At 63.8% G+C, this 25,014-nt stretch carries 24 protein-coding genes; 14 read left to right on the top strand and 10 right to left on the bottom strand.

Translation table 11 applies throughout. The annotated features are described in order from the left end of the window. Positions 1–8: 8 nt before the first annotated feature. The gene (sdhC, locus tag IEX78_RS13655; RefSeq protein WP_188829253.1) at positions 9–827 is read right to left on the bottom strand and encodes a succinate dehydrogenase subunit SdhC; all 819 of its coding nucleotides are present in this window, start codon (positions 825–827) and stop codon (positions 9–11) included. A 243-nt stretch (positions 828–1,070) separates the two neighbouring features. Here sdhC and IEX78_RS13650 point away from each other — a divergent pair, with 243 nt between their 5' ends. Next, a complete protein-coding gene (locus IEX78_RS13650; RefSeq protein WP_188829583.1) occupies positions 1,071–2,264 on the top strand; it encodes a thiolase family protein in 1,194 nt (397 codons plus the stop codon). Between the two features lie 49 nt (positions 2,265–2,313). Here IEX78_RS13650 and IEX78_RS13645 read toward each other — a convergent pair whose 3' ends face one another. After that, positions 2,314–2,604 carry an Rv0250c family protein gene (locus tag IEX78_RS13645; protein ID WP_188829252.1) on the bottom strand — a complete coding sequence of 97 codons (291 nt, stop codon included), beginning with the start codon at positions 2,602–2,604 and terminating at the stop codon, positions 2,314–2,316. 207 nt (positions 2,605–2,811) lie between these two features. Between IEX78_RS13645 and IEX78_RS13640 the strand changes: the two genes are divergently transcribed. From IEX78_RS13640 to IEX78_RS13615, 6 genes are all read left to right on the top strand, one after another. Further along, complete coding sequence (locus tag IEX78_RS13640) at positions 2,812–3,072, top strand: hypothetical protein (RefSeq protein ID WP_188829251.1); 261 nt, start codon at positions 2,812–2,814, stop codon at positions 3,070–3,072. 300 nt (positions 3,073–3,372) lie between these two features. Continuing rightward, positions 3,373–3,906 carry a C40 family peptidase gene (locus IEX78_RS13635; protein WP_373291598.1) on the top strand — a complete coding sequence of 178 codons (534 nt, stop codon included), beginning with the start codon at positions 3,373–3,375 and terminating at the stop codon, positions 3,904–3,906. Between the two features lie 2 nt (positions 3,907–3,908). Beyond that, positions 3,909–4,295: an RNA-binding S4 domain-containing protein gene (locus IEX78_RS13630; protein WP_188829250.1), complete on the top strand. Its 387-nt coding sequence runs from the start codon at positions 3,909–3,911 to the stop codon at positions 4,293–4,295. 46 nt (positions 4,296–4,341) lie between these two features. Beyond that, entirely contained in the window at positions 4,342–5,283 is a 942-nt protein-coding gene (locus IEX78_RS13625; protein WP_229683939.1) for an MBL fold metallo-hydrolase, read from the top strand. A gap of 61 nt (positions 5,284–5,344) precedes the next feature. Then, a complete protein-coding gene (locus tag IEX78_RS13620; protein WP_188829249.1) occupies positions 5,345–7,720 on the top strand; it encodes a lysylphosphatidylglycerol synthase transmembrane domain-containing protein in 2,376 nt (791 codons plus the stop codon). 68 nt (positions 7,721–7,788) lie between these two features. Further along, complete coding sequence (locus IEX78_RS13615) at positions 7,789–8,565, top strand: GntR family transcriptional regulator (protein WP_188829248.1); 777 nt, start codon at positions 7,789–7,791, stop codon at positions 8,563–8,565. 191 nt (positions 8,566–8,756) lie between these two features. Here the strand turns inward: IEX78_RS13615 and IEX78_RS13610 are convergent, their stop codons facing one another. From IEX78_RS13610 to IEX78_RS13600, 3 genes are all read right to left on the bottom strand, one after another. Beyond that, entirely contained in the window at positions 8,757–10,235 is a 1,479-nt protein-coding gene (locus tag IEX78_RS13610) for a threonine/serine exporter family protein (RefSeq protein ID WP_188829247.1), read from the bottom strand. Positions 10,236–10,348: 113 nt separating this feature from the next. Beyond that, the gene (locus IEX78_RS13605; protein WP_188829246.1) at positions 10,349–11,467 is read right to left on the bottom strand and encodes an NAD(P)H-dependent flavin oxidoreductase; all 1,119 of its coding nucleotides are present in this window, start codon (positions 11,465–11,467) and stop codon (positions 10,349–10,351) included. 18 nt (positions 11,468–11,485) lie between these two features. Beyond that, positions 11,486–12,826 carry a WS/DGAT/MGAT family O-acyltransferase gene (locus IEX78_RS13600; protein WP_188829245.1) on the bottom strand — a complete coding sequence of 447 codons (1,341 nt, stop codon included), beginning with the start codon at positions 12,824–12,826 and terminating at the stop codon, positions 11,486–11,488. 244 nt (positions 12,827–13,070) lie between these two features. On the opposite strand from IEX78_RS13600, the gene IEX78_RS13595 reads away from it, so the two are divergent. Continuing rightward, a complete protein-coding gene (locus tag IEX78_RS13595; protein WP_229683938.1) occupies positions 13,071–14,090 on the top strand; it encodes a ParB/Srx family N-terminal domain-containing protein in 1,020 nt (339 codons plus the stop codon). A 33-nt stretch (positions 14,091–14,123) separates the two neighbouring features. Next, complete coding sequence (locus IEX78_RS24540; RefSeq protein WP_268240896.1) at positions 14,124–14,252, top strand: hypothetical protein; 129 nt, start codon at positions 14,124–14,126, stop codon at positions 14,250–14,252. A 346-nt stretch (positions 14,253–14,598) separates the two neighbouring features. Here the strand turns inward: IEX78_RS24540 and IEX78_RS13590 are convergent, their stop codons facing one another. Together IEX78_RS13590 and IEX78_RS13585 are read right to left on the bottom strand one after the other, a co-directional pair. Beyond that, positions 14,599–15,483 carry a hypothetical protein gene (locus IEX78_RS13590; RefSeq protein WP_188829244.1) on the bottom strand — a complete coding sequence of 295 codons (885 nt, stop codon included), beginning with the start codon at positions 15,481–15,483 and terminating at the stop codon, positions 14,599–14,601. Positions 15,484–15,720: 237 nt separating this feature from the next. Continuing rightward, positions 15,721–17,568, bottom strand: coding sequence for a cutinase family protein (locus IEX78_RS13585; protein ID WP_188829243.1), 1,848 nt, complete (start codon positions 17,566–17,568; stop codon positions 15,721–15,723). 281 nt (positions 17,569–17,849) lie between these two features. Here IEX78_RS13585 and IEX78_RS13580 point away from each other — a divergent pair, with 281 nt between their 5' ends. After that, positions 17,850–19,076, top strand: coding sequence for a TerD family protein (locus IEX78_RS13580; RefSeq protein ID WP_188829242.1), 1,227 nt, complete (start codon positions 17,850–17,852; stop codon positions 19,074–19,076). On the opposite strand, the gene IEX78_RS13575 is transcribed toward IEX78_RS13580, so the two are convergent. Then, the gene (locus IEX78_RS13575; protein WP_188829241.1) at positions 19,073–19,450 is read right to left on the bottom strand and encodes an SHOCT domain-containing protein; all 378 of its coding nucleotides are present in this window, start codon (positions 19,448–19,450) and stop codon (positions 19,073–19,075) included. The genes IEX78_RS13580 and IEX78_RS13575 overlap by 4 nt on opposite strands. Positions 19,451–19,642: 192 nt before the next feature. Here IEX78_RS13575 and IEX78_RS13570 point away from each other — a divergent pair, with 192 nt between their 5' ends. Further along, a complete protein-coding gene (locus IEX78_RS13570; RefSeq protein WP_188829240.1) occupies positions 19,643–21,010 on the top strand; it encodes an MFS transporter in 1,368 nt (455 codons plus the stop codon). 4 nt (positions 21,011–21,014) lie between these two features. Here the strand turns inward: IEX78_RS13570 and IEX78_RS13565 are convergent, their stop codons facing one another. Continuing rightward, positions 21,015–21,587, bottom strand: a complete 573-nt coding sequence (locus IEX78_RS13565) for a dihydrofolate reductase family protein (protein ID WP_188829239.1) — start codon at positions 21,585–21,587, stop codon at positions 21,015–21,017. A 134-nt stretch (positions 21,588–21,721) separates the two neighbouring features. On the opposite strand from IEX78_RS13565, the gene IEX78_RS13560 reads away from it, so the two are divergent. The 3 genes from IEX78_RS13560 (at position 21,722) to IEX78_RS13550 (ending at position 23,359) form a co-directional block, all read left to right on the top strand. After that, positions 21,722–22,369 carry a TetR/AcrR family transcriptional regulator gene (locus IEX78_RS13560; protein WP_188829238.1) on the top strand — a complete coding sequence of 216 codons (648 nt, stop codon included), beginning with the start codon at positions 21,722–21,724 and terminating at the stop codon, positions 22,367–22,369. Between the two features lie 145 nt (positions 22,370–22,514). Then, positions 22,515–23,066 (top strand): hypothetical protein, encoded by a 552-nt coding sequence (locus tag IEX78_RS13555; protein ID WP_188829237.1) that lies wholly within the window; start codon positions 22,515–22,517, stop codon positions 23,064–23,066. Between the two features lie 44 nt (positions 23,067–23,110). Then, on the top strand, positions 23,111–23,359 hold the full coding sequence (locus IEX78_RS13550; protein WP_188829236.1) for a hypothetical protein: 249 nt from the start codon (positions 23,111–23,113) through the stop codon (positions 23,357–23,359). Positions 23,360–23,367: 8 nt separating this feature from the next. Here the strand turns inward: IEX78_RS13550 and dnaB are convergent, their stop codons facing one another. Continuing rightward, on the bottom strand, positions 23,368–24,750 hold the full coding sequence (dnaB, locus tag IEX78_RS13545; RefSeq protein ID WP_188829235.1) for a replicative DNA helicase: 1,383 nt from the start codon (positions 24,748–24,750) through the stop codon (positions 23,368–23,370). Positions 24,751–25,014: the final 264 nt, after the last annotated feature.

Below are 25,014 nucleotides of genomic sequence, written 5' to 3'. Positions count from 1 at the left end.
GAAGCTCCTTAGTTGATAAAGCGCAGGTCCGAGATGGTGTGCGAGGCGACCAACATGATGTAGAAATCGGTGATCGCGAGGGTGGCGAGTGTGGTCCACGCAAGCAGCATGTGGCGGGTGTTGAGCTTGGAAACGATGGTCCACATGCGATAGCGCACCGGGTGCGCGGAGAAATGTTTGAGCCGTCCGCCGACAACGTGACGGCATGAGTGGCACGAAATCGTGTAGCACCACAGCAAAATCACGTTGATTGTAAGAATCACGTTGCCGAGACCGAAGCCGAATCCACCACCACTGCCGTGGAACGCGGTCACGGCGTCGTAGGTGTTGATCGCCGAAACCGCGAGCGCGAAGTAGAAGAACCAGCGATGCGAATTCTGTAGCAGCAGCGGCATTCTCGACTCGCCTGTGTATTGCGCGTGTGGCTCAGCAACCGCACATGCGGGCGGCGACAACCAGATCGAGCGGTAATAGGCCTTGCGGTAGTAGTAGCAGGTGAGCCGGAACCCAAGCAGGAACGGCAGCACGACGAACCCGAGCGGAATCCACATGGGCAGCGCGGGAATTGGCGTACCGAAGTGGCTTGACCCTGGCACGCACGATTCGCTCAAACACGGTGAGTAGAACGGCGAAAGGTAGTGGTATTCGGGCACCCAGTAGGCAGTGCGCACGAACGAGCGCACCGTCGCGTAGCCGACGAACGCCGCTAGCCCGAGCGCGGTAAGTAGTGGTGGCAGCCACCACCGATCGGTGCGCAGCGTGCGCGCGGTGATGTGCGCGCGCGTTTTGGAGAAGACGCCGTGACCGGCGGTGGGTGCGGCACTCACGGATGCCTCCGGTAAGCCGTTGGGGGAAGGCGTTATTACCAGCCCCTTGGGTTTGTGATGTAGGCCACCATACGCCGAAGGTCTGACAGGTAACGGTGGGTCACGAGGAACTCGACCCGGCGCATTGGTAGTGATCTCGCTCACAGTCGCGGTTAGTAATCGGCTGTCATTCAGTGGCAACAAACCTGTGGTGCGCTGTGCCAAGCAACCGATAGGGATCAAGAACAGAGCTTGGACGTGTCCATGAGAAGAGCGGCGATCGTCGCGCCAGTCCGTACGCCAAGTGGCGTCGACGGTGGCGCGTTGGCGGGCATGCCAGCGCAATGGCTGGCGACCACAGTGCTTTCGGCGGTAATCGAGCGGTCAGGAATCGACCCGCTACACATCGAAGACGTCGCGATGACGTGCGTCGACCCCGATCAGCTTGATGTGCCAGCGCTAGGCGCGCTCGCCGCCCGCGACGCGGGACTACCCTTCGCCGTCCCCGGCTTTTTGACCGACCGGCACGGCAGCGGACTGCAAGCGGTCTTGACGGCGGCGATGATGGTGCAGACCGGAGCCGCCGACGTCGTCGTCGCGGGCGGCGTCGAATGCGTGACCGTCCAGCCTGGCCCGCCCGGTGGCAGCGCGGGACTGCACAACGCCGAACGGCTCGCCCACTACTACGGCATCGACCGCGTCGCCGCCGACGAGTTCGCCATCGCGAGTCACCGCAAGGCGGCACGCGCGTGGCGCCAAGGCGCGTTCGCCGCCGAAATCGTGCCGGTCGGCGTGGCACAACATCTTCCTGACCTGCAAATTCGACGCGATGAAGGCGTGCGCGAAGACCTCACCATGCGCACCCTCGCTGGCCTGCGTCCGTTGCTCGACGCCGGCGTGGTGACGGTCGGCAATATGAGCACGCACCGGCTTGGCGCATCGGCGTGCCTGGTTGTTGGCGAGGACCGACTCGACGAGCTCGGGCTGACGCCCATCGGTTACCTCGCTGGCTGGGCGGCTGCCGGTTGCGATGGCGCTGGCCCCGCGCTGGGTGCGGCGCCGGCGGTGTCAAAGCTGTTGGCGCGCACCGGTTTCCGCCTCGGCGACATCGACCTGCTCGAAGTGAACGAGGGCTACGCGGTAGAAGTGTTGGCACTGGCGAATGAATGGGAAATCGACCCGCTCGAACGCCTGAACGTGAACGGATCGGACCTGGCACTTGGCCACCCGGCAGGCGCGACCGGCCTGCGAATCATGACGACGATGCTGCACGAACTAGAACGCAGCGGCGGCCGCTTCGGCCTTGAAGCCATCACGCTCGGCCCCGACCACGGCATTGCCGCGCTATTCGAATCTGCTGCTGACGAACCCGAAGAGGCACCGCGTGGAGCACGTTTCCACGGCGCTCGACCGCCGGGACGCGGCCCACGCCGACTCGGCCGCCACCGAGCGGGATAGAAGGACGCTGGGCGGGCTAACCGAGTTAGCCCGCCCAGCATCGAGTCACTTACTTAGTACGTGGCCGCGAGTGAAACCCGAGCCCTTCGTCTTGGGCACCCATCCACGCCGCCTCATCCGACTTGCTGTCGGGCACGTAGATCGGTTCTGACCTGCGCGGGGTTGACACCTCTGGTGGCGGGGTGTGCTCGAACTCATCGGCATCGATGACGAGCCGTTCGAGGTCGTTCTCCAGCCTGCGCACGGTGGCCGCATCGCCATAGTTGGAGCGCAGTGCGCCGATGGATTGCCGGAGCTGACCGACCGCGTAGCGCAGTTCCACGATATCGCTGCGTGTCATCGTTACCTCCTGTGTATATGGCGGGCATACCGACTCGTCGGATCACTGGCACGCCCAAAAATCCCCGGGCCGCACTGCACCGAGTCGTGTGACTCACCACACAACGTGATCTCCACCACAATAACCGATCTTTTCGGTTTACGCCCGTTGTTGCGTGACAAGTGAGTTGCCGTCAGGTAACTCCCGATTCGGCCCATACTTCTAGCTATGTCTGACGAGACGGTCACGCCCGAACTCCAACTCAACGAGATGGTCGCCGAATGGCCGATCCCCGACACCGCACACCGAACCAAGGTGCTGCACGCGGGATTGCTTGCCGCGGTCGATCAGGGTTACAACCCGCTGCACCTCGCCGCGCTCGCGCTCGGTCCGATCGTGAGTCGGCTCGGCTCGATGGAAGTGGAGCTCACCGAGGCCCGCGCACGTATCGCGGCGCTCGAAGCGGCCATTGCGACACGCCGGGACTAAGCGATTGTCCTGCGGTTTCGAGGTTTTGAGGAAAACAACTTGCGCGCTTCGCTGGACAGCGAAGGTCTCACGTCGTAATCTTCTCGTGACCTAGTGGAGTCTGTCGCTTCGTCAGAGAAACGGCGCCACTGGAGTTACTGCCTATAAAGATCGCTGCGCCAGGCGATTTCGAGGGCGGGAGAGTAGCAAGATCGGAGACTCGTCTCGGTGGGTAAACACAGCTTGCAGCGAGATTCACGCGTGCCCAACTCGGTCAAGGGTGCCCTCGTTCTGGGTGCCGTTGCCGCATCGACGGGTGCCATGCCCGCCGTCAACGCTATGGCTGGCACGATCAACATTCCCGGTCTCGGAAACTTCGATGTTCCGCCTGAGTTCGACGCCCCCGCACAGGAACTCAACAAGCAGTTCCAGTCGATGGTCGCGCCGCAGAACCAGGCGGCTCCTGCCCCCGGCATCACCTTCGAAAACCCGTTCCAGACCCAGCAGCAGTCCGCTGGTGCCGTTGCCCTCGATGCGGCGCGCACCAAGCTCGGCGCTTCCTACAACTGGGGCGCTGCTGGCCCGCAGAGCTTCGACTGCTCCGGCCTCGTGCAGTGGGCTTACCGCCAGGCCGGTGTCGAACTGCCGCGTACCAGCTTCGAGCAGTCCCACGTTGGCGCTCCCGTCGCGTTCCAGAACCTCCAGGCCGGCGACATCGTCATCACCAACGGTGGCGGCCACGTTGGCATCTACGCTGGCGACGGCAAGCTCCTCAACGCCGTGCAGTCCGGCACCCCGGTTTCCTACACGCACCTCAGCGCCGACGACGTAGTTACGGCTCGCCGTATCGTCTAGGGGTGCCCCCAGTAGTTCGCTCAACCGCTCAGGCCCGCGTCGACGCGTGGACCTGGGCGGTTCGGCTTTTCAAGACCCGCTCGGCCGCCGCTGAGGCATGTCGCGCCGGGCATGTGCGCGTCAATGGCGTTACCGCCAAACCCGCGCAGCCCGTTCGGCACGGCGACGAAATCCGCATTCGGCACGCGGGAATCGAACGCATCGTCGTTGTCGAACAGATCATCCACAAACGAGTTGGCCCGCCGGTTGCCGCGACGTGCATGATCGACCGAAGCCCGCCGCCGCCACCGAAGGAAGTGCTCGCGTCGATCCCGCAACGCGCCCGTGGTGCGGGTCGCCCGACGAAGCGTGAACGCCGCGAAACCGACCGGCTGATGGGCCGCGAGTAGTACCGCGAAATGGCACACCCCGCGTCGAGGTGGCACAGTGGCAGGCATGGGTGAGCGCACGGCGATGTTATCGACGATTCTCACCTGTTGCGCCGCAACGGTAAACACCGCGCAGCGCATCGTCCGGCCCCGGCGCGTCGACCATGAGTTTCTCGCCAACCTCGAATACGTGCCACCGCCCAAGGCAGAAACCACGGTCGAGTTCACCGCCCTCACGCAGGCAACGCTGTCGGCGCCAACCTCGGTGATCACCGAAGGTGTGGCCTCGCTCGGTTCGACGGTGATGGGCATGTCTACCTTCGTCGTGCGGCATCCCGAAGCCACGTTCCTCGTCGACCCCGCCCTTTGCGCGGGCGTGCATGAGCGTGTCCTGCCCGAATTGCCCTTCCCGATGGGGCATTTCGTCGGCCCAGATCGCCCGGTCACCGGGCTCACCGACATCCTCGCGACGGTCGGGCTCACCAGCGCCGACCTCGACTTCGTCCTCCCAACGCACCTGCATTGGGACCACGTATCGGGCCTGTACGAAATCCCCGGCTGGGTGCCCATTCGCGTGCCCGCCGCCGAATACACCTGGGCGATGACCACCCCGCACGCCCCGCTCGGCGTCGCGCGCGGGCCACTACGCGGCCGCGTCTTCGACCTTTACGAACTCACCGGCCCGCCCGTGCTCACCTTCCGCGCGAGCCACGATCTGTTCGGCGACGGCTCGGTGATCATCGTCGACCTCGGCGGTCACACCCCAGGCAGCGTCGGCGTGCTACTCGCGGTCGAAGGTGACCGCCGAATCCTCCTCGCTGGCGACGCGGTTTGGTCGTCGCTACAAATTCGCCTGCTGCGGGAAAAGGCGCCGATGCCCGGCGAACTCGTCGACGCCGACCGCGACGCGACGTTCGAAGTAATCCATCGCCTACACGCGCTACCACCGACAATTCGGGTAATCCCTAGCCACGATCGTCGCGCAACCGCACGTCAAGCCCCAAAATAAGGGGCCGACACCCCGCCAGCCCGCAAACCCTACCGGCACGGCAACCCAGTATCGTGCGCCTATGCGCGTTGACGGTCGGGAGATCCCGGTATCGGGAAGTCTTCTTCAACCGCTGATCCGGCGTACCAGCGACATCATTCGCGTTGTGCTCGCGATCTTGTCGGTCGCCATCGTGATCACCGGATCGCTCATCACGCGCCCGGAATGGCTCGCGCTCGAAGAGTCGGTTTCCAACATCGTGGGGTTCCTCAACCCCGAGCAGTCGAACATGGTCTACCTGATCTACGGCATGCTGATCCTGGCGCTGCCGTTCGCGATTTTCATCGAATTGGTGTTGCGACGCCAGTGGAAACTGCTGGCAGGTTACGCGGCGGCGGGCTGGCTCGCGGTACTAGCGCTCTCGTTTACGGGTACTGGCCTGTCGACGCCGAAATGGCACCTGCAAGTGCCCGATCGACTCGATACCTTCCTCGGCCAATTCCTCGACGACCCGCGTTGGATCGCGATGCTCGCCGCGATGCTCACGGTGTCGAGCCCGTGGTTGCCAACGCGACCACGTCGCTGGATGTGGTTCCTGCTCTTAATGTTCGCACCGATTCACCTCGTTGTGAGCTCGGTCGTGCCCGCTCGCGCGATGCTCGGGCTCGCGGTCGGCTGGCTCGTCGGCGCGATCATCGTGTGGCTCGTAGGCACGCCCGCGCTTGAGGTGCCGCTCGACGCGGCCGTTCGCGTCCTCGCGCGACGCGGCTTCACCGTCCAAGGCTTCACCGTCGTACATCCGGCAGGACGCGGACCGCTGCTGCTCGCGACCGCTGTTGCCGAGCCAGCCGGCGAAATCGTCGTCGAAATGTACGGCAAGAACCAACGCAGTTTCGGTGCGATGCGCCAACTTTGGCGGCTGATCACGTTCCGTCCGAGCGAAACCGCGCCGCTGCACGGGTCGATGCAACGCGCCGTCGAGCATCGGGCGCTGATGGGCATCGCGATCGGCGACCTCGGCAAAGCCGATTGCAGCCACTTCACCGTCGCCGCGCTCGACCGTGGCTGGATGCTCTACGCGCACACCGTCCCTGAAGGCACGCGTCTCGCCGATCACAAGTCCGACGTGCTGCCCGGCGTGTGGCGCGCGATGGCAGACCTGCATCGCAACCAGATCACGCTCGGCGACCTGCAACCTGATCTGATTCGAATTAAGCACGGCGACACGCTCTTTGGCGGGTTCGCAGCCGCCGAGTTCGGTTCGGGCGACGTGCAACGCAACTCAGACATCGCGCAACTGCTCGTGACCGCGACGTCGTTGTTCGGCAGCAAGGTCGCGGTCGCGTCGGCGATTGAGGTGCTTGGTGAGAACGCGGTGGTTTCGGCGGCCCGCCGCTTGACGCGCTCGGCGATGCCAACTGGGATTCGCAGGTCAATTCCCCACTGGCACAAAGACGTTCAGAAGGCATCGCAAGAGGTGCGCGACCAGACCGGGCATGACCAGATCAAGACAGCCCAGGTCACGCGGTTTAGTCGCAAGCAGATCATTCAGTTGATCTTGCTCGTCGCGCTCGTCTACGTGGCGTACCCCTTCATCAGCCAGGTTCCGACGTTCTTTAGCCAGCTCCGCCACATCAACTGGTGGTGGGCGCTCGGCGGACTTGGAATTTCGGCCGCGACCTACGTCGGGGCCGCGCTCGGCCTCAACGCGTGTGCTGGCTACCCGGTCAAGCTTCGTTGGATGACGCTCGAACAACTCGCCAACACCTTCGTCGCGACGACAACTCCGGCAGGCGTCGGTGGGCTCGCGTTGAGCGTGCGGTACTTGCAGCAGTCCGGGGGGCTGACGACAACGCGCGCGACCGCCGCCGTCGCGCTGCAACAAACCGTGCAGGTCGTGACGCATTTGTCGCTGCTTGTGCTGTTTTCGATCGTCGCGGGAACGTCGTCGAATCTTGCCCACATCGTCCCAGACGCGACCGTCCTCTACCTCGTAGGTGGCGTCGGCGTTGGCTTTATCGGGCTGTTTGTCCTGGTGCCCAAGCTGCGACACTGGGTCAATCACTCCGTCCGACCACAGGTTAAGGAAGTTGTTCGCGAGCTCACTGACCTGGCGCGCAACCCCAAACGCTTCAGCGTCATCATCCTGGCCTGCGCGACGATCACCCTCGGCCAGGCCTTCGCATTGTGGGTCAGCGTCGAAGCATTCGGTGGCGGAACGGATTTCGTCGCCGTCACCATCGTGACGATGATTGGCGGCTCGCTCGCGTCGGCCGCACCCACGCCCGGCGGTGTTGGCGCTGTCGAAGCCGCGCTCATCGGTGGTCTCGCCGCCTTCGGTGTGCCAGCCGAGGTCGCGGTGCCCGCCGTGCTGCTCTACCGCGTCCTGACCTGCTGGATTCCCGTGCTACTCGGCTGGCCGGTGCTGAAGTGGATGAGCGACAAGGACATGATCTAAGCGCGATCGGTAGCGGGGATAAACTGTCTGGGACATAACAGGCTTTTCCAGCTGAGAGGTGACATTCGGTGGGAGCGCACACAGTTGTCGCCGAAGTCGCTGACGAGTTGGCCCGGCGCGTCGCGATCGGTGAGTACCAGCCCGGTGACCTGATGCCGTCAGTGCGTCAAGTCGCTGAGGAATTCGAAATGAATCGGGCCACAGCACAATTGACGCTTGGTCGCCTTGAGTCGTACGGCTTTGTCGAAGCCCTTCGCGGCCGGGGCTTCGCGGTGCTCGACGTGCGTCGCGAAGGTGGCATGGACGCCTACCGGCACCTGTTCCGCTTCGCCGCCGACGTGCCTGAACTGGCGTCGGGGATGTTCGCTGACCTGGTCGAAACCGAGCGCGGAATCATCGCCGACGCTCTGCTTTGTTACACCGACCTTTGCTACGACGACCCCGATGCTGCCGTCGACATTGCCGAATTGACCGCTGCGATAGACGAACTGGAGTCGCTGGCCCGCGCTGACCTGCCCGATCACGCGGCAATGCTGAACGTCGAAATGGCGGTGACCCGCTCGCTGCTCGGTGCACTCGGCATGGGTGTGCAGCGCGCGGTGCTCAACTCGATCGCCGACATGGTGCTCGAAGTGCCTACCGCGGTGAGCGCCTACTTCGCCGTCGCGCCCGACCTTCACGTCGCGATTTGGCGCGGTCTGCTCGCCGCGTGGGCGGCCGACGCGCCGCCAACCGAGGCACAACTGGCCCTCTTCGACGACCTTTTCGCCCTGTACCACGCGAAGGTGACCGCGCGTTTCGAGCAGTTACTCGGCGTGCACGAGCCCGCCGCCGAGGTCGCGTAAACGGGCCTCGCCAGTGCTGGCTAAACGGTTTGACGCCCCACCCTGCAAGGTCTTGGCCCGCCCGCCGATGGACTGACCGGAGGGTGCGACGAAGGAGCGCCCGGAGGGAGGGAAGAGGCGGGGAACAGGGCCAAGACCCCGCGGCGCCAGCCGCGAAAAGACACAGACCCCGCGGCGCCAGCCGCGAAAAATTAATGATTCGGGGGTTTTCGCGGCTTATGCGCGTCCGCATCCGCGTGAGCGTCAACCCACTGCCCGAACGCCGTCCCCTTTGCCTGCGACGGCATGATCGATTCCAAAATCGTGCCAACGTGCGGCGGGCGCGTTGACGTAAGGCTCGACCCGACCATGACCCCAAGCGCGATCGCCATGACCGTCAGAAACGCCGAGACGATCACCCCGAGACCGCCCTGGCCGGTTGTCTCGTGCGCGTTCGGCATGATCAAGTCCGAAATGCCGGTGAGCGTGATCCCGCCGGGCACCAACATCCAGAACGCGGGCAGAAACGCGACTTGCGTCGGCGGCGCGTGTTTTCGCCCCTGAATTAAATACGCGGCGGGAACCGCGACGAGCCCGCCGAGGAACGCGCCGGTCAGCGGCCCGGAAATGTGTTTGCCGATGAACTGCGCGGCGTAGGTGACATACAAGACGAGCAGCAACCAGCCGACCGAATTTTGCGGCGCGCTCGACCGCCACGAGTGCCCGTACCCGATTAGCAACACCCCGAGCAGTGGTGCCCACCAGCCCAACTGCGCGTGGCTGATCGGCACATTTTTGAGCGTGCCAAGCACACTGATCCCGACGAACAATCCGAACGACATCAGAAAAAGCATGTTGATTCCGTAAACCATGCGACTCGCGCCGGCGACCATCGACCCGGTCGCCAATTCGATCGTGCCGTTGGTGAGCATCGCGCCAGGGATCAGCGTCGCCACCGCGGGGATGAGCAACTGCTGCGGTTGACCACCCGCGAGCACTCCGGGAAACCCGAACGCGAGAATCGCGACGAGCGCGCACGCGACAACCGGCAACGCGATATGCAGCAGCTTGAACTTGCCAGCGAGCTGCGTGAGCAAACCAACCACAAGCCCAAGCACCACGTACCCGACCAACGCGCGCGCGCCCGGGTTAAGCATCATGCCGAGCCCCACGGTCAACACCACTTGTCCAAGCAGAATCACCCAGGGCGGGCTGCCTGGTTTTTGGTGCAGGATCGCGGTGAGTTCGCGGCTGGCTTTTTCCGGTGGCGGCGCGTCGCGCAGAATTTCGTCGATGAGCCGATACAGCGCGGCGATTTGATCGAGCGGCAGTGTGCCGACCCGCGCGTTGAGCATGTCGAGTTGCGAACCGTTGTCGGCGGTACGCACCCGAACGAAAACCGCGGTCGGCAACACCATGAAGTGCACGCTGCTTGTGCCGTAGCGCTTGGAGAGTCGATCGAGAAATTCCTGGACCCTGGTTGATGTTTCGCCAGCGCCGACGAGCGCAACCCCGATCCGGCACAGCAGGTTCAGCAGGTCGGGGGGGACGGCCGGGATTTTGCTCTCGTCATCGCCGGGATCGAGATTGGGTTTGGTCTCGCCGGGGTGATGGGCGAGGTCGCCGCGCAGCTGCACCATCGCGTCGGCGAATTTAGCTTTGAGTTCGGCCCAGACCTGCCCGTCGCCCACTTCACACCCACCGCCATCCCGCTCGCTACCGATCGGCAATACCGCCGCATTGAGAGAATGCAGGTAATTCTAGGCCGATCGGGCGGGGAGTGCTGGAGCTAGCAAACGGGTGATTACCCGTTGAGCTTGGTGAGCCGATCGCAGGCGGTGACGTATTCCGAGACCAGGCGGTTCACCACGTCGGCGCTGCGTTCGATGCGGTTCATCATGCCGACGACCTGGCCGACCGGGTTGAAGTTCACGTCTTTGGCGGCTTCGGGGTAGCGGTGACCGCGCTTGACGCCGTCGAGCGCGACCATCATCTGCAACGGCATTGGCAGCGGGTTGGGCGTGTCGTCGGCCTCCCACGCGTCGGTCCAGTCGTTGCGCAGCATGCGGCACGGCTTGCCCGTCCATGCCCGCGAGCGGACGGTGTCGTTGCTTGACGCCGACAGATAGGTCGACATCTGCGCGGGCGGGACGTTCGCCTCTTCGACGGTGAGCCACAGCGAGCCCGTCCACGCGCCCGCCGCGCCCATCGCGAGCGCCGATGCGATTTGCGCGCCGTTGCCGATGCCGCCCGCAGCGAGCACGGGCATGTCGCCGACGGCGTCAATTACCTGCGGCCACAACACAAGTGACGAAACCTCGCCGCAGTGACCGCCGCCTTCGGTGCCCTGACAAACGGCGAAGTCGAGCCCGGCCGCCTTGTGGTTGAGCGCGTGCTTTACCGAGCCGCAGAGCGCGCCAATCACCCTGCCTGACTGTTGAATTCGCTCGACGACGTCAGCGGGCGGGGTGCCAAGCGCGTTGGCGACGAGTTTGGCTTTCGGGTGGCGCAGGATCACTTCCACCTGCGGTGCCGCTGTTGTTGCGGTCCAGCCGAGCAGTTCGTTGTGATGCTCGCCGTCGGGCAACGCTGGAACCCCGTGGTCGGCAAGGAGTTTCGCGGCGAAGTCGCGGTGACCTTGCGGAACCATCTGCGCCAGTTGAGCTTCGAGTTCCTCGGGCGAAAGGCCCTCGACGCCCTTGCCTTCGTACTTCGACGGGATGACCAGATCCACGCCGTACACCCCGTTGACATGCTCATCGAGCCAGCTCAGCTCCACCTCAAGTTGCTCGGCGGTGAAGCCAACAGCACCGAGTACCCCGAGCCCGCCCGCGTTGCTGACCGCGGCGGCCACGTCGCGACAGTGGGTGAAGGCGAAGATCGGGAACTCGATGCCGAGCTGTTCACAAAATTCGGTACGCATACCGAACTGTAACACGTTCTAGTTCGCGGCGGCCTCTAACGAAGCGAGCGAATCTTCGAGATGATCGAGCAATCGATGCAGGTCAGGCACGGTGCGGCGGCACCCGACCAAACCGAAGTCGAGGTTGTCCCCGGTGGAGGTGAGGGTGATGTTGATGGCTTGGCCGTCGAGCGGGATCGACAGCGGGTAGCTGGCGTCCAGGCGCGCGCCGTTCCAATACAGCGGTTCCTTCGCGCCAGGAACGTTGGAAATCACGATGTTGAACGGGGGAGCGCCGACGGCGGCGAAGCCCGGAAGGAACATGGGCACAAGGGGACTCAGCATCAGCGCCGAAAGTGCCATCGTCTGCGTTGGCGAAAGTGATTGGTACACCTGCTTATTGCGGCGTGTTGAGTCGGCGATCACTTCGAGTCGTTCAAGCGGGTCGGCGACATCGGTGCCAAGGTTGCACAGCAACGCGGCGATCTTCACGCCCTGGGTGTCGGTGTCGTCGGGGTCGCGCACCGACATCGGCACGAACGCGATCATCGGCTTGTCGGGAAGTGCTTGTCGCTCCAGCAAATACGCACGCAGCGCGCCCGCTGACATCGCGAGCACCACATCATTGACCGTGGTGCCGGTCGCCTTCTTCACCTGCTTGATCCGGTCCATCGGCCAGCTCCGAACCGCGCACCTGCGCGCTCCGCCGATCGGGACATTAAACATCGTGCGCGGCGCGGCATAGGGCAAGGTCAGCTGCTGTTTACGCAACCCGACGTCGGCCGCTTTCGCGATGCCAGCGAGCGACGAACCCGCGCCCTTAATGAGCCCGCCGACGCCCGGTTTATGCGACGCGACGCGGGTCTTGCGCGGGAGGTTCCACGGGCGCATCACCGTCTGGTCGGTTGGGTCGGTAGAGAGCGTTCTGCGCAAGACGCGCTGTGCGGAAACGCCATCGATGAGCGCGTGATGCATCTTCGTGAACAGCGCGAACCGGCCGTCGGCGAGCCCTTCGATGAACCGCATTTCCCACAGCGGGCGGTGTCGATCAAGCAACTGCGAATGCAGCGCCGAGGTGTATTCGAGCAGGTCATCGAGGTGACCAGGGCTCGCGATAGCCCGTCTGCCAACGTGGTAATCGAGTTCAACATCGTCATCGAGCCGCCACGCCAACTGTGGCGCGCCGAGCCAGGTGGCGGGCCGTTTGCGGAACGTCGGCCGCAGTTCCCGGTCGGCGAGCAGGCGCTCGCGAAACTCGCGCACGTACTCCGGGCCCGTGCCCTCCGGCGGCTCAAGCAGTTGCAGCGAACTCACGTGCATCGGATGTTCACGCGACTCAGCGAGGAGGAATAGCGCGTCTAGTGGTGCGATGAAATCCATGGCAGTACCCCCATCGGTGTGGTGTGTACAGACTTTCGCGATCGACCACACTGTCGGGCGGGTGCTTTCTACGCTACGCGGTCAACCACGTCGGCAGCAGGGATTCCCAACCGTAGAGCGTTAAATGTTCGCTTCGCGTTAAATCCGGTGCCGCGTGTTCGTCGTTCGCGCTCATTAAACACAGCGGGCCGCGTCTATTCGGACGGGGTGCGAGTTACCCAGCGCCACAGGAGAATTTTTCCGAATGCACCACACATTGCGTCGCACCGCGACCGTCGTCGCGCTCGCGGCGGGCCTGTTCGGTTCCGTCATCTCGACGGCCACCGCCGACCCTGCCAACGGCAACTTCCCCTGCGCGCCGGGCAACAGCAACCCGACTAACTACTGCGACGCCAAAGAAGGCGACCTGGTCGACACCACGCTCACTCAGTTGCGGCCAACGCAGCCGTCGCTTGGCCACGACGAGGTTTTCTACAAGCTCGGCCGCTACACCAAGGGCAAGGACGCGATCAACAAGCAGTTCGACGACTGGTGTGAGTCGGCAGGTCTGAAGCAGGCCGCGTCGGCACCCGCGGGCGCGCGGCTGTCGGATCCGTCGAGCTTCACCTGCGCCGTCGCGCGCGGCAGCGAGACCCCGGCGACCATCGAACCGATGAAGACCGCCGTCGTCGGCCCGCACGGTCAGCTTTACTTGACCGACGGCCACCACACCTTCACCTCGTTCTTGGAGACCGCGGGCCCGAACACGCCTGTGCGCGTTCGTATTACGGGCAACCTGTCGAAGGAGAACCCCGCCGCGTTCTGGCAGACCATGCAGGCCAAGGGCTGGACCTGGTTGCGCGACGCCAACGACAACCCGATCCAGCCGAACCAGCTCCCTCAGTCGCTTGGTCTCGCCAACTTCGGCAACGACCCGTACCGCGCCGCGCTGTACTTCGCCCGCGACATCTCCTACTCCCAGGGTGGCGGCGCGCCGGCGTTCCAGGAGTTCTACTGGGGCCGTTGGCTGCGCGCCCAGACTGACCCGGCAGTGAACCCGCGCACCGCCAACCTCAACGACCACGCCGCCTACCTGGCCCTGGTCCGCGCGATCGCGACAAAGATGGTCGCCCTTGACGGCAACGCGCAGGTGACCGACGGCTTCACCGCATCGGCCCTCGGCAAGCTGCCCGCCTTCGACGAAAAGGAATTCGCGAAGCTGGCCAAGCCGTACGAGGAAGCGAAGCCGGGCAAGCTGGCTTACGTGTTCGCTTACCGGGGCTAATTCCCCGCACAGCACGGGCCGCGACACGCGAGAGTGTCGCGGCCCGTTCGCATTTCGCTGTCGATGGTGAACCAGGACACCTTCGGCACGGTGTGCGCGATAGTGGTTGAAGATCCGCAGGTCGAGTACGCGGGCAGCGGGATTGCCGAAGTGCGTGGATGAGCAGCCCGGAGTGCTCGGGCGGGTTGAGCGCGCGGGGTTGACTGGGCGCGCGGACGGTTTGGGCGTGGTCGAGCGTAGATGGGGCAGTGCGCGGTCGGGCTGGGATAGTCGAGTGCGCGTGGGTTGTGCAATGGGGAGTGTGGTCCGACGTGGTCGAGCGCGTGAGCGAGGGGCGCGCTCGGTCGTGGCTAGAGCGCGGGATGGGCCAGTGCGCGTTCGGTGCGGACGTAGTCGAGGGCGCGGGGTGGCGACGCGCGGTCGGTTTGGGCGTGGTCGAGCGCGCAGGTGGGGCAGTGCGCGGTCGGGCTGGGATAGTCGAGTGCGCGGGCGTTCGGCGCTGGGGCGGTTAGACCTGGGCGACCGGGCGCTGGTCGGCGTTGTGGGTGGCCACTGCCTGCTGGATGAAGACCTGTTCGGGGGCGTCTTCTGGTGCGGGGGTTGAGGATTGGGGTGCGGGGGTGGCGTGCTCTTCGGCTGCCGACCCCTCGCTGACGTGCGCCGCTGCGGGCTCGGCAGTGACCTGCGCGGTGGCGGGCTCTGGGGCGGCCTGCGGCTCGGGGGTTTCGTGCTCAAGCTCTACACGCTGGGCGACCGGCTCGGGGCGCGAAACTGGTTGTGGCGCAGAGGATTTCGTTGCGATGCCCAATTCGGTGCGGGTCGTCTCAACCAGCGCGCGTTCCTGCTCAGCCGCGTGGCGCATCGCCTTCTGCCACAGCTCGGCCATTTCTTCCAGCTCGTCGACGGTTGCTTCCACGTCGATGTGCAGTTTCAGGCGCTGCATCGTGATGTGCTGGGCGGCGGTCAGCGTGCGCAGGAGGTCTTCGCATTTGCTGGAAATACGGCGCTGCGCAACGACGCGCAGTCGCGGCAGCATCGAGGCTGGCCGACCCCAAATCACCTTGTGGATATCGGCGCTCACGTTGTCGATTTCGTCGGCGGTCACCAGGTCCCAGTCCTGCACGCTGGCCAAATCCGAACGCACCGACGCCGACGTTTCCAGAATCGACGCGACAGCAGCCAGCACGGCCTCCCGCCGCCACGCTTCGTGATCGCGCTGGTCACCGACCATATTCGACAGTTCAATGTGGCGTTGGGCGGCGTCTAGCGCTTGCCGCCCGCGCTCGTCCGCGGCCGCGATCGCCTCGCGATTGGTGCGGTTGATCCCAAGGATGCCGCCCAGAACTGCGGCGGCGACGATGAGCGAGCCGAGGAGTGGAAGCCACTGAGTCACCCGGAGATCATCGCACCGTCGTGGGGATACGTCACCAGGATGGGTGGGCTACGGCATGGTTTGTCGATCTCGCATGGCATTTTCGTGCGAGTTCGCGGGCTTTCGGGCCGAAATCGGGGTCAGGACGCGAAACTGCACGAAAATGCCACGTTTTTCGCAACCACCTGGTTGCGCTACCAAAGCGAAAAGCCCGGGCACGGAAGCAAATCCGTGCCCGGGCTCGTAGCTTGCCGCCTACTACGGCGCGGGCGGCGCGTCCGTTGTAGTTGTCGGGTCAACCGTGGTGGTCGGCGCGACGGTCGTTGGAGCCACCGTGGTAGGCGCGACAGTCGGCGCAACCGTCGTAGGCGCAACCGTCGTAGGCGCGACGGTCGTCGGAGCAACCGTGCTCGGCGCGACCGTCGGGTCGACGCTCACCTTGGCCGGGGCCAGCGCGTGTGCCGGGGCTTGCTCCACCGACGTGGTCGTCGGCGCGACAGTCGTAGTCGGGGCAACCGTTGTCGTCGGCGCGACGGTCGTCGTCGGCGCAACCGTGCTCGGCGCGACCGACTTATCGGTCGTTGTCGACGGCGCAGGCTTGACCGTCGTCGTCGGCGCTGCCTTCTCCGTCGTCGACTTAGTCGTGCTCGCCGCCTTCGACGTGGTGGTCGCCTTAGTCGTCGTAGGCACCTTCGACGTCGTCACCACCGGCGCGGTGAGCTCAGCACGCGACACCTGCGGCAGCACAAGCGCGGCCTGGATGTCGGCATCAGCGGGCGCGGACTTCGTGTTCACCGGCTCGCCAGCCTGGGCCTGCTGCGCGAGGTTAGTCAACCACGCCGCCGCGTACTCCGCCGACGTGAGCGGCTTGCCATTCGCGGCATCGGAATCACGCCAGTAATCGAAGTGGTGGCCGGTCCCGTTCGGGCCGAGCGTCAGCTGGTACGGGTCGCTCATCGCGACCGGGATCGTGTTCTGGTTCGTCACGATCAGCCCGACGATCTCGTTGAACACCTTCTGCGGCAGGTACGCCAGCGGCGACACCTTCTCGGCGGCAATCGTGTCGGCTTGGGAAACCGGCTTCGCGACACCCGGCTTGTAGTCGGGGTCCGACACCTTCAACAGCACGTCAAGGAACGTTTCGTCGCTCGCCATCCAGTTCGGGTTCGAGCCGATGTCGCTGAACGCGGCCATCGCGATGCGCCCAAGCTGGAACGCGACATCCTGGCCGGTCGCGGGGGTGAGCCCGTCGCGCTGGAGGTCGTCGACGTTGATCTGACGACCAACGTTGGCTGCCAACTGCAGCAGCGAGATGTTCTTCGGCGCGGCGCAGGTGAGGTCGCCCTCGGTGCAGAACGAGGCGATCTTGCCGTTCAGCGCGCCGAAGCCGCCGCCGGTCGTGACACCCTGACCCGAAATGGGCGCCTGACCATTCGAGTAGTTCTGGTTGAAGTTGTCGGGGTGGTTGGGGTCGGCGGCACCGATGAACGTACCGTCGCCCGCCTTGCGACCAGCGTCGGCGAACATCACGACACCAAGCACGTCAGCCGGGTCGACGGTCGCGTAACCGTCGGCCGGGCTGTCGTTGCCGATGCCCTCAGCGACCCGTCGCACGACGTCGGCGCCTTCGCTGTAGCCAACAATCGAGAACTTGGTGTCGGGGCACGCCACCGAAATCTCGCGCATCACCTGTTGGGTGTTGGCGACACCAGCGTTGACCGCGTCCTCGTAACTCGACATATCCGCCGGGTAGGCGATGTAAACCGCCGCGTACTGACCCTCGGCGACCCCGGCTGCGGGCGCGTTGACGACCGGGTCAACCCAGACACTGGAATGGTCGCCCGACAGCGCGGCGGGCAGCGGGTTGCCGTTGGCATCGAGCAGCATCGCCGTCGTGCCCTGAACGGGCGTGTCGTTGCGGCCAGCAACCGAGATGGTGACCATCTCGCGGCACTCAGTAACCGACGTCGTCAGCTCATAATCGCTGGTCCGCGGCTGTGACGTGACCGCGAACGATGCCGCGACCACCGCGGCGACACCGAGTGCCGCAGGCGCGGCGACCGCGGAGGCAATCTTGTGTTTCGCGAGGAATTCGCGCAGGTTCATGTCTTGATCCCGTTCCGAAGGCCAACTGGTGTGGTGGGCCCCCCGACGGGCCGCATGTCACGAACAATGTCGGTCTACCGAACCCCATCGTTACTGGCGCTATCAAGTCGAGACCAGGTGTGCTCGGTCACGTTACCGGCCCAATCAGCGACTTCGCTTGGTGCCCAACGCGGTTGCGCGCGCTCTCGTACAGTTGAGCGGCAACCACATTGGCGCGGGGAGAGTCGCGATGTCGCAAACACTGGTGAAGGGGCCAAAACGGCCCGCTTGCTGCTGACGAATTGATCATCGCGGTGCAGGTTGGCGCGCCCGCCGACCTCGCCGCGCTGCTGGTCACTGAGCAAGGCACGGTGCGAACCGACGCCGATTTCATCTTCTACAACCAGCCCGAAGGCCCCGGCGTGCGGGTGAATCCCGTGGTCGGCGGCCGAAGTGGCACGGTCGCGTTGTCGCTTTCGCGCGTGCCAGCTGGCATCGCGAGCATTCGCGCCGTCGTCGTTCTCGAAGGAAACGCCACGTTCGGGACACTCGCCGCCCCGACCGTCAGCATCACCGAACCCAACGGCAACCGGCTCTACGACTTCCGCATCGATGGGCTTGTTAGCCAGTCGGTTGTCATCGCGATTGAGGTTTATCGCAGGCAGGGTGCGTGGAAGGTGCGCGCGGTTGGCGACGGGTACGCCGGGGGGTTTGCGGCCCTAGTCGCCGATCACGGGGTGAGCGTGGCGGATGCGCCCGCTCGGCCGGTCGCAGCGCAGCCGTCGTACCCAGCTCAGCCTGCCTATCCCGCTCAGCAGCCCTATCCGAGTCCACAGCCGACTTATTCCGCGCCACAGGGCGCTTCGCAGCCGTACCAGCCGGTCGCCCCGCCCACGTACGCGCCCGCGCCGCCTCCGCAACAACCTGCCGAGGTCTCCCTCGCCAAGGGTCGCCCGGTCTCCCTCGCGAAAGGTCAGCGCGTCACCCTCCGCAAGGAAGGCGGCGTCGTGCTCACCTACATCCGCATGGGTTTGGGCTGGGACCCGGTGACCCGCGGCGGCCTCTTCGGGCGACGTCCGATCGAAATCGATCTCGACGCCTCAGTCGCGATGTACGCCGACAACTCCCTTGTCGACGTCGTCTACTACGGCCAACTGACGTCGAAAGACGGCGCGATCCGACACCAAGGCGACAACCTCACCGGCGAAGGCGATGGCGACGACGAGGTGATCCTGGTCGACCTCACCCGCGTGCCCGCCCACGTGACAACGCTGCTTTTCTTCGTGACCTCGTACCAGGGCCACACCTTCCAACAGGTCACCAACGCGTTTTGCCGACTTATCGACGGCACGAATAATGCCGAATTGGCCCGCTACTCCCTTACCGGCGGAATGCCGTTCACCGCGATCAGCATGGCGAAAGTCTTTCGCAGCAGCGGTGATTGGAAGTTGCAGGCCATCGGCGAGCCATTTAACGCGAAGCACCCTGGCGAGGCGGTTCCGCAATTGACGAGGTTTGTCGCCAATTAGTGCGCGAGCGCTTTCGCTTTGAGCTGTTCGTACTCGGCAGGGGTAATCGTGCCCTTGTCGAGCAGCGCCTGCGCTTCGGCGATCTGCTGCGCGGGACTCGTACCAGCGACTTTGCGGATGTAAGCGGTTTCCTGCTGCTGAGCCTCCGTCGCAGCCTCTTGCTGGCGTTTCGCCATGCCGCCGCCATGCACGATTAGGTAGGCGAGCGCGGTGAGCAGTGGGAAGATAAACAGGAAGATAATCCAGACCGCTTTCATCCAGCCGCTGATTTTATGGTCGCGGAACAGGTCGGTCAGGATGATGAACAGCAGTATTAGGTATGCCACGAAGCCGAAGCTGATGACGATCAACCACACGAAATCCCAAAACGACATGACGCCACCTCACAGGGTCGAAGTCGAACGTGCCTGGGTGGAATTCTCACATGGGTTAGGCACGGTTCTGGTCCGCGACTCGGCAACGGTGTGGCGACAATTCGCGCCTGTCGGGAGGTGGCCCTGCTGGTGCGGATACCGGTACCCCCTAGGGGTTTACAAACGGGACGCGTCGTCGTACCGTCGGTTCCCATGAGCGCCACGCAGAGTTCCCTGTTCGCCAACCGCGACTACGTCCGGCTGTTCGCCGCGCAACTAACCGCGCTGTTCGGCACCGGTTTCACCACCGTCGCCCTCGGTTTGCTCGCCTACGAGCTGGCCGGTGCCGACGCGGGCGCGGTGCTCGGTACCGCGCTCACGTTGAAGATGCTCGTGTACGTCACGGTCGCACCGGTCGTTGCCGCGTACGCCGACCGCTACTCGCGCGGGCGATTCCTGGTCGGGCTCAATGTTATTCGCGCTTCCGCCGTGTTAGTGCTGCCGTTTATTGACCAGGTGTGGCAGATCTATGTGCTCATCGTGATTTTGCAGACGGCGTCGGCGGCGTACACACCCACATATCAAGCGGTTATTCCCGATATTCTCCCCGACGAACGCGACTACACGCGCGCCCTTTCCGCCGCGCAATTCGCCGCGACAATGGAAACGCTGCTGAGCCCTATGCTCGCGGCTGCCGCGTTGATGGTGATCAGCTTTAACTGGCTATTCGTAGCGACGGCAATTGGGTTTGTTGTTTCGTCGATTTTGGTGTTGAGCACACGGGTTCCGAACGCGCGTACGGTGACTCAGGGAAGTTTCACGAAGCGTCTCGCCGTTGGCATGCGCATTTTCGCTGCGACGCCGCGCCTGCGTGGCCTGCTCGGCTTGAACCTGGTTATCGCGGCGGCGGGCGCGGTGGTCATGGTGAACACGGTCAACTACGTGCGCGACGTGTTGGGTGGAACACAGACTGACGTCGCGATGCTGTTGGCGGCCAATGGGATTGGCACTGCGATCGTCGCTTTGGCATTGCCTCGGATATTGGATCGCGTCGACGCTCGTCGCGTAATGCTCACAGGCGCAACCGCTTTGGTCACCGGGCTGACCGGTGCGATCGTGTTGTCGACCATTGCGGGCGGGAACTGGCCGGCGGCGGTCGCGGTGTGGTCATTGATCGGCGGGGGAACGGCAGCGATCTTGACCCCGACCGGCCAGCTCCTGCGCCGAAGCTCCCACGCACCCGACCGTGCGGCTTTATTCGCTGCCCAATTCTCGCTGTCGCACTTGGCGTGGTTGGTGACGTATCCAGTCGACGGATGGCTCACGGCGGCAACGGGATTCACGACGACCTGGACGGTGTTGCTTGCGTTGGCCGTCGCAGGCGCGGCGGTGGCGGTCCGTACTTGGCCTCGCAACGAGCCGACGGCCCTGACTCACCGCCACCTGGCAGGAACCATCGACCCCGCCGAACTGCGCGACGCGATCCGAGTGGCCGACGGCGTTTACGAGCACACGCACGAGTTCGTGATCGACGAGGCCCACCGCCACTGGCCACGAACCCCAACCGCCGTCGTCGCCTAGTGGTTCAGCGCACGACGTCGAAGACGTTGAGCTGCAAGCCATTCGAGTAGGCCGCAGATTCGACGAGCTCCAACTTCTTGGTGTCGTTGTCGGCGGTCGAGAACAGGCGCTTGCCCGCACCGAGCAGCAGCGGGAAGACGAGCAGGTGGTAGCGGTCGATCAGGTCGGCGTCGGACAGCGCCTGGTTCAAGGATGCGCTGCCGTGGACGATGATCGGCCCGCCCTCGGTCTGCTTGAGGGCGGCCACCTCGTCAAGCGAGCGCAGAATCGTGGTCTCACCCCAGTTCGAAACCAAGACATCGTCGGTGAGCGTGGTGGAAATGACGTACTTGGGCATTTCCTTGTACTCCGCGAAGTCGGCCATATCCGGCCACACCGGGCTGAACGCTTCGTAACTGGTACGGCCGAGCAGAATCGCGCTGGCTTCCTGCTGTTCGCGCCCCTTGATCGCGAAGGCATCGGGGACGAATTCGGTGTGCTTGAAGGTCCACCCGGAGTTGCGGTACCCGGGCTCGCCGCCGGGCGCTTCAACGACGCCGTCGAGGGAAATGAACGCGGTGCTGATCAGAGTGCGCATGTGAGTTCTCCTGTGTGCCTGGCGATATGGAATCTGAACGCTGTACAGAAGAGAAGGTACACGACTTCTGGACGTTGTCCAGTTATGATCTGAACAACGTCCAGAATCGTCGTCGATCAGGGGTTCGAACTGAAATGAGTGACACCGCGCCGAAACCGGCACAGCGAAGCACCTACCGGCATGGTGCCCTACGCGAAGCCCTGCTTGAGGCCGGTGTGGCGATGGCGCGCGAAGGCGGCGGCCCACAGGCGATCGTCCTGCGCGAGGCGTCGCGACGTGCGGGTGTGGCACCGAACGCGACCTACACCCACTTCAAGGACCGAGAAGCGTTGGTACAGGCCGTAGCTCGCTACGCGCTCGCACAGCTGGCCGCGACGATGACCGCCGAACAGGACGCGATCACCGCGACCGACGATGCGACCGTCACCGCGAGAGCGCGCTTTCGCGCCGTCGGCGCGGGGTACATCCGGTTCGCGCGCGAGGAACCCGGACTGTTTCGCACGGCTTTCGCGACCCAACACGACGTGTCGGCCGTCGCCGAACCCGACGCGGCAGGCCCGACCGGGCGCTCCGCGATCGAACTGCTCACCGACGCGCTCAACGGATTGGTCGAAACGGGCCTGCTCACCCCCGAAAGCCGTGCGGGCGCGGAATTCCTCGCATGGCCGACCGTGCACGGCCTGGCTTACCTGGCCATCGACGGCCCACTGCGCTTCCTTGAGCCCGCCCAACTCGACGATCTCACCAACCAACTGCTGGATATGCTCGACCGAGGAATCTGACGTGAGTCCGCCGGACTACTCCACTCGGCCACCGACAACACCGGCGCACGCTTAGCCCCAGCGAGGATCTGAATGAAATTCCAAGGACCGAGACTTTGAAAGGGCAAATTAGCAAAGGAACTAAAATGCTGGGCGTTGAGCGATAGTGAAGATCTCTGAGAGGCGCGAGTGGCCAGGTGGTCCGCCCCTGTTCGAGCTGAACCTGTGGGTTCCAAACCTAGTCTCTGGGCGCGAGATCAGGATTAGATCGGATGCATACGGCTCGTCTGGCGAGGATGTTGACTTCGGAATTCTCGTACCAGACGAGCACGGCGGCCCGCCGACCTATTTTGAAATTGCTTCGTTGACCAAAGGGATCATCGAGCAGTTTCCAGACGGGCATCCGGTAATTTTTCGCGAACCGAAATTACGGGAACATGGAGTCGGTGAGCACGGCTCAGGAAATTGGACTGTTGCACCAGATTTCGGCATGCGGTTGTATTCGGCTTGCATAGCAGTACGGAAGGACCTTGTGGGCGACCTGCGAATTCGCGCTCACGGTTACCGCATTTCTGATGGGGCTGTGTGGTTTTACCTGCGGCTCGCCCGATCAATCGGGACTTACGATATAGCGTCTGTCGCGATAGACATCCTGGATGGCCAGCCACAGGAAATCGAGATTGTGCACGGTGAGCGGGGGCAAGCCCCGCAACTTTGAAAGATTTCTGCATAAATATGATGGATCGAGATAAGGGCGCGAAAATGGATGATCTAAATTTCAAGGGACGGTGGATCACCGTGGTCTTTGCGGACGATTTGACGACAGATCAACGGATGATTGAGTTCACTGACCCGGCCCTTCCTGGGCCTGGATGTCATGTCGTCGTGTTGATTCCTGACGGGGGATCTTGGCTCGACGCGACAGTATCTATCGATCCACTGATTTCCGAGGTACCAGTCGACTTCCTACTGTGGGCGATCGAGAAGGCGAGAGCAGTGGTCGAACGCTAGGAGTAGCGTCACCCACGCGCCATATCAACGAACCGACTCAAGTGCAGCTGGTGAGCGACCGTAATTGTCGCGGTCGGACCATTACGGTGCTTACCAACAATCAAGTCGGCCTCACCACCGCGTGGGTCGTCGCGCTCAAATGCATCGGGGCGGTGCAACAGGATGACCATATCCGCATCCTGTTCAAGACTGCCCGATTCGCGAAGATCGGAGACCATCGGTCGCTTATCGGTTCGCTGCTCAGGACCACGGTTCAGCTGCGAAATCGCGATGACCGGAACCTCAAGTTCCTTCGCGAGCAGTTTCAGGTTTCGCGAGAATTCCGAAACTTCCTGCTGACGCGATTCGACCTTCTTACCCGAGGTCATCAGCTGGAGGTAGTCGACAACAACGAGCTTGAGATCGTGTCGCTGCTTGAGTCGCCGCGCCTTCGCCCGAATCTCCATCATCGTGAGGTTCGGCGAATCATCAACGAACAGCGGCGCTTCCGAAATCTCGCTCATGCGGCGCGCGAGCTTGGTCCAGTCGTCGTCGCTCATACGTCCCGCGCGCATATCGCCAAGTTTAATTTTGGCCTCGGCAGAAAGGAGACGCATGACAATTTCCGTGCGACTCATTTCGAGCGAGAAGATGACGCTGGCCAGCCCATGCTTAATCGAGCAACTGCGCATGAAGTCCATGCCGAGCGTCGATTTACCAACACCAGGCCGCGCGGCGACGATAATCATCTGGCCCGGGTGCAACCCGTTCGTCAGCTCATCCAATTCGGTGAACCCAGTCGGCACACCAAGCGAAATGCCGCCCCGCGACGCGATCGAGTCGATCTCGTCCATCGTCGGCTGCAACAGTTCTTCAAGGGGCGTGAAGTCTTCGGTGGTCCGTCGCTCGGTGACCTCGTAAATCTCGGCCTGTGCCCGGTCGACCACCTCGGCGATGTCCTGGCCGTCAGCGCCCGCGTAGCCGTACTGCACGATGCGGGTACCCGCCTCGACAAGGCGGCGCAGAATCGCCTTCTCAGCGACGATCTCGGCGTAGAAACCGGCGTTCGCCGCCGTCGGGACGGTCTGGGTCAAAGTCACCAGATACGGCGGGCCACCGATGCGTTTGAGCTCGCCACGGCGCTCAAGGCCGGCCGAGACGGTAACCGGGTCGGCGGGCTCACCACGGCCGTACAGATCAAGAATGGTGTCGTAAACGGCCTGGTGCGCGGGACGGTAGAAATCGCCAGGGCGCAGCACCTCGACAACGTCGGCGATGGCGTCTTTCGACAGCAGCATGCCACCGAGTACCGACTGCTCAGCAGCCATGTCGTGGGGTGGTTGACGGCCGAAATCTTCACCGGGCGGCTCGGGGGAGAACTCGGTTTGCGCGCGATCGCCAGTGGTGGTCACCGAAGAGTCCTCTCTGCCCAGCAATCGGTTGCCTGCGTGATTCCCGAGGCCAGCTGGCGAGACTCGGGCGCTGCGAAGAACCTAGCGACTACGTCAAGACTCGCCAAGAGCCGACACAGCTACCCACAGCCTGTGGATAACTTGGGAGTTGTTCACCTTGGGTTGTGGATAACCTGTGGATAAGTTGGGGAAAACCCTGGTTGAGACCACACAACGCCCTGATAGTTCGCCTGTTAACAAACCCGACGCCTGTGGATTAACTTC

Source organism: Nocardia camponoti (assembly GCF_014646135.1).
Taxonomy (GTDB): Bacteria; Actinomycetota; Actinomycetes; order Mycobacteriales; family Mycobacteriaceae; genus Nocardia; species Nocardia camponoti.
Note: the sequence above shows the minus strand (reverse complement) of the source record. Positions and strands in the feature narration are given on the sequence as shown.

Excerpts from the sequence above, each read along its gene's own strand:
- IEX78_RS13650 (WP_188829583.1), top strand. The coding sequence starts at position 1,071 with ATGAGAAGAGCGGCGATCGTCGCGCCAGTCCGTACGCCAAGTGGCGTC.
- IEX78_RS13645 (WP_188829252.1), bottom strand. The coding sequence starts at position 2,604 with ATGACACGCAGCGATATCGTGGAACTGCGCTACGCGGTCGGTCAGCTC.
- IEX78_RS13640 (WP_188829251.1), top strand. The coding sequence starts at position 2,812 with ATGTCTGACGAGACGGTCACGCCCGAACTCCAACTCAACGAGATGGTC.
- IEX78_RS13635 (WP_373291598.1), top strand. The coding sequence starts at position 3,373 with ATGCCCGCCGTCAACGCTATGGCTGGCACGATCAACATTCCCGGTCTC.
- IEX78_RS13625 (WP_229683939.1), top strand. The coding sequence starts at position 4,342 with ATGGGTGAGCGCACGGCGATGTTATCGACGATTCTCACCTGTTGCGCC.
- IEX78_RS13620 (WP_188829249.1), top strand. The coding sequence starts at position 5,345 with ATGCGCGTTGACGGTCGGGAGATCCCGGTATCGGGAAGTCTTCTTCAA.
- IEX78_RS13605 (WP_188829246.1), bottom strand. The coding sequence starts at position 11,467 with ATGCGTACCGAATTTTGTGAACAGCTCGGCATCGAGTTCCCGATCTTC.
- IEX78_RS13600 (WP_188829245.1), bottom strand. The coding sequence starts at position 12,826 with ATGGATTTCATCGCACCACTAGACGCGCTATTCCTCCTCGCTGAGTCG.
- IEX78_RS13595 (WP_229683938.1), top strand. The coding sequence starts at position 13,071 with ATGCACCACACATTGCGTCGCACCGCGACCGTCGTCGCGCTCGCGGCG.
- IEX78_RS13585 (WP_188829243.1), bottom strand. The coding sequence starts at position 17,568 with ATGAACCTGCGCGAATTCCTCGCGAAACACAAGATTGCCTCCGCGGTC.
- IEX78_RS13575 (WP_188829241.1), bottom strand. The coding sequence starts at position 19,450 with ATGTCGTTTTGGGATTTCGTGTGGTTGATCGTCATCAGCTTCGGCTTC.
- IEX78_RS13570 (WP_188829240.1), top strand. The coding sequence starts at position 19,643 with ATGAGCGCCACGCAGAGTTCCCTGTTCGCCAACCGCGACTACGTCCGG.
- IEX78_RS13565 (WP_188829239.1), bottom strand. The coding sequence starts at position 21,587 with ATGCGCACTCTGATCAGCACCGCGTTCATTTCCCTCGACGGCGTCGTT.
- IEX78_RS13560 (WP_188829238.1), top strand. The coding sequence starts at position 21,722 with ATGAGTGACACCGCGCCGAAACCGGCACAGCGAAGCACCTACCGGCAT.
- IEX78_RS13550 (WP_188829236.1), top strand. The coding sequence starts at position 23,111 with ATGGATGATCTAAATTTCAAGGGACGGTGGATCACCGTGGTCTTTGCG.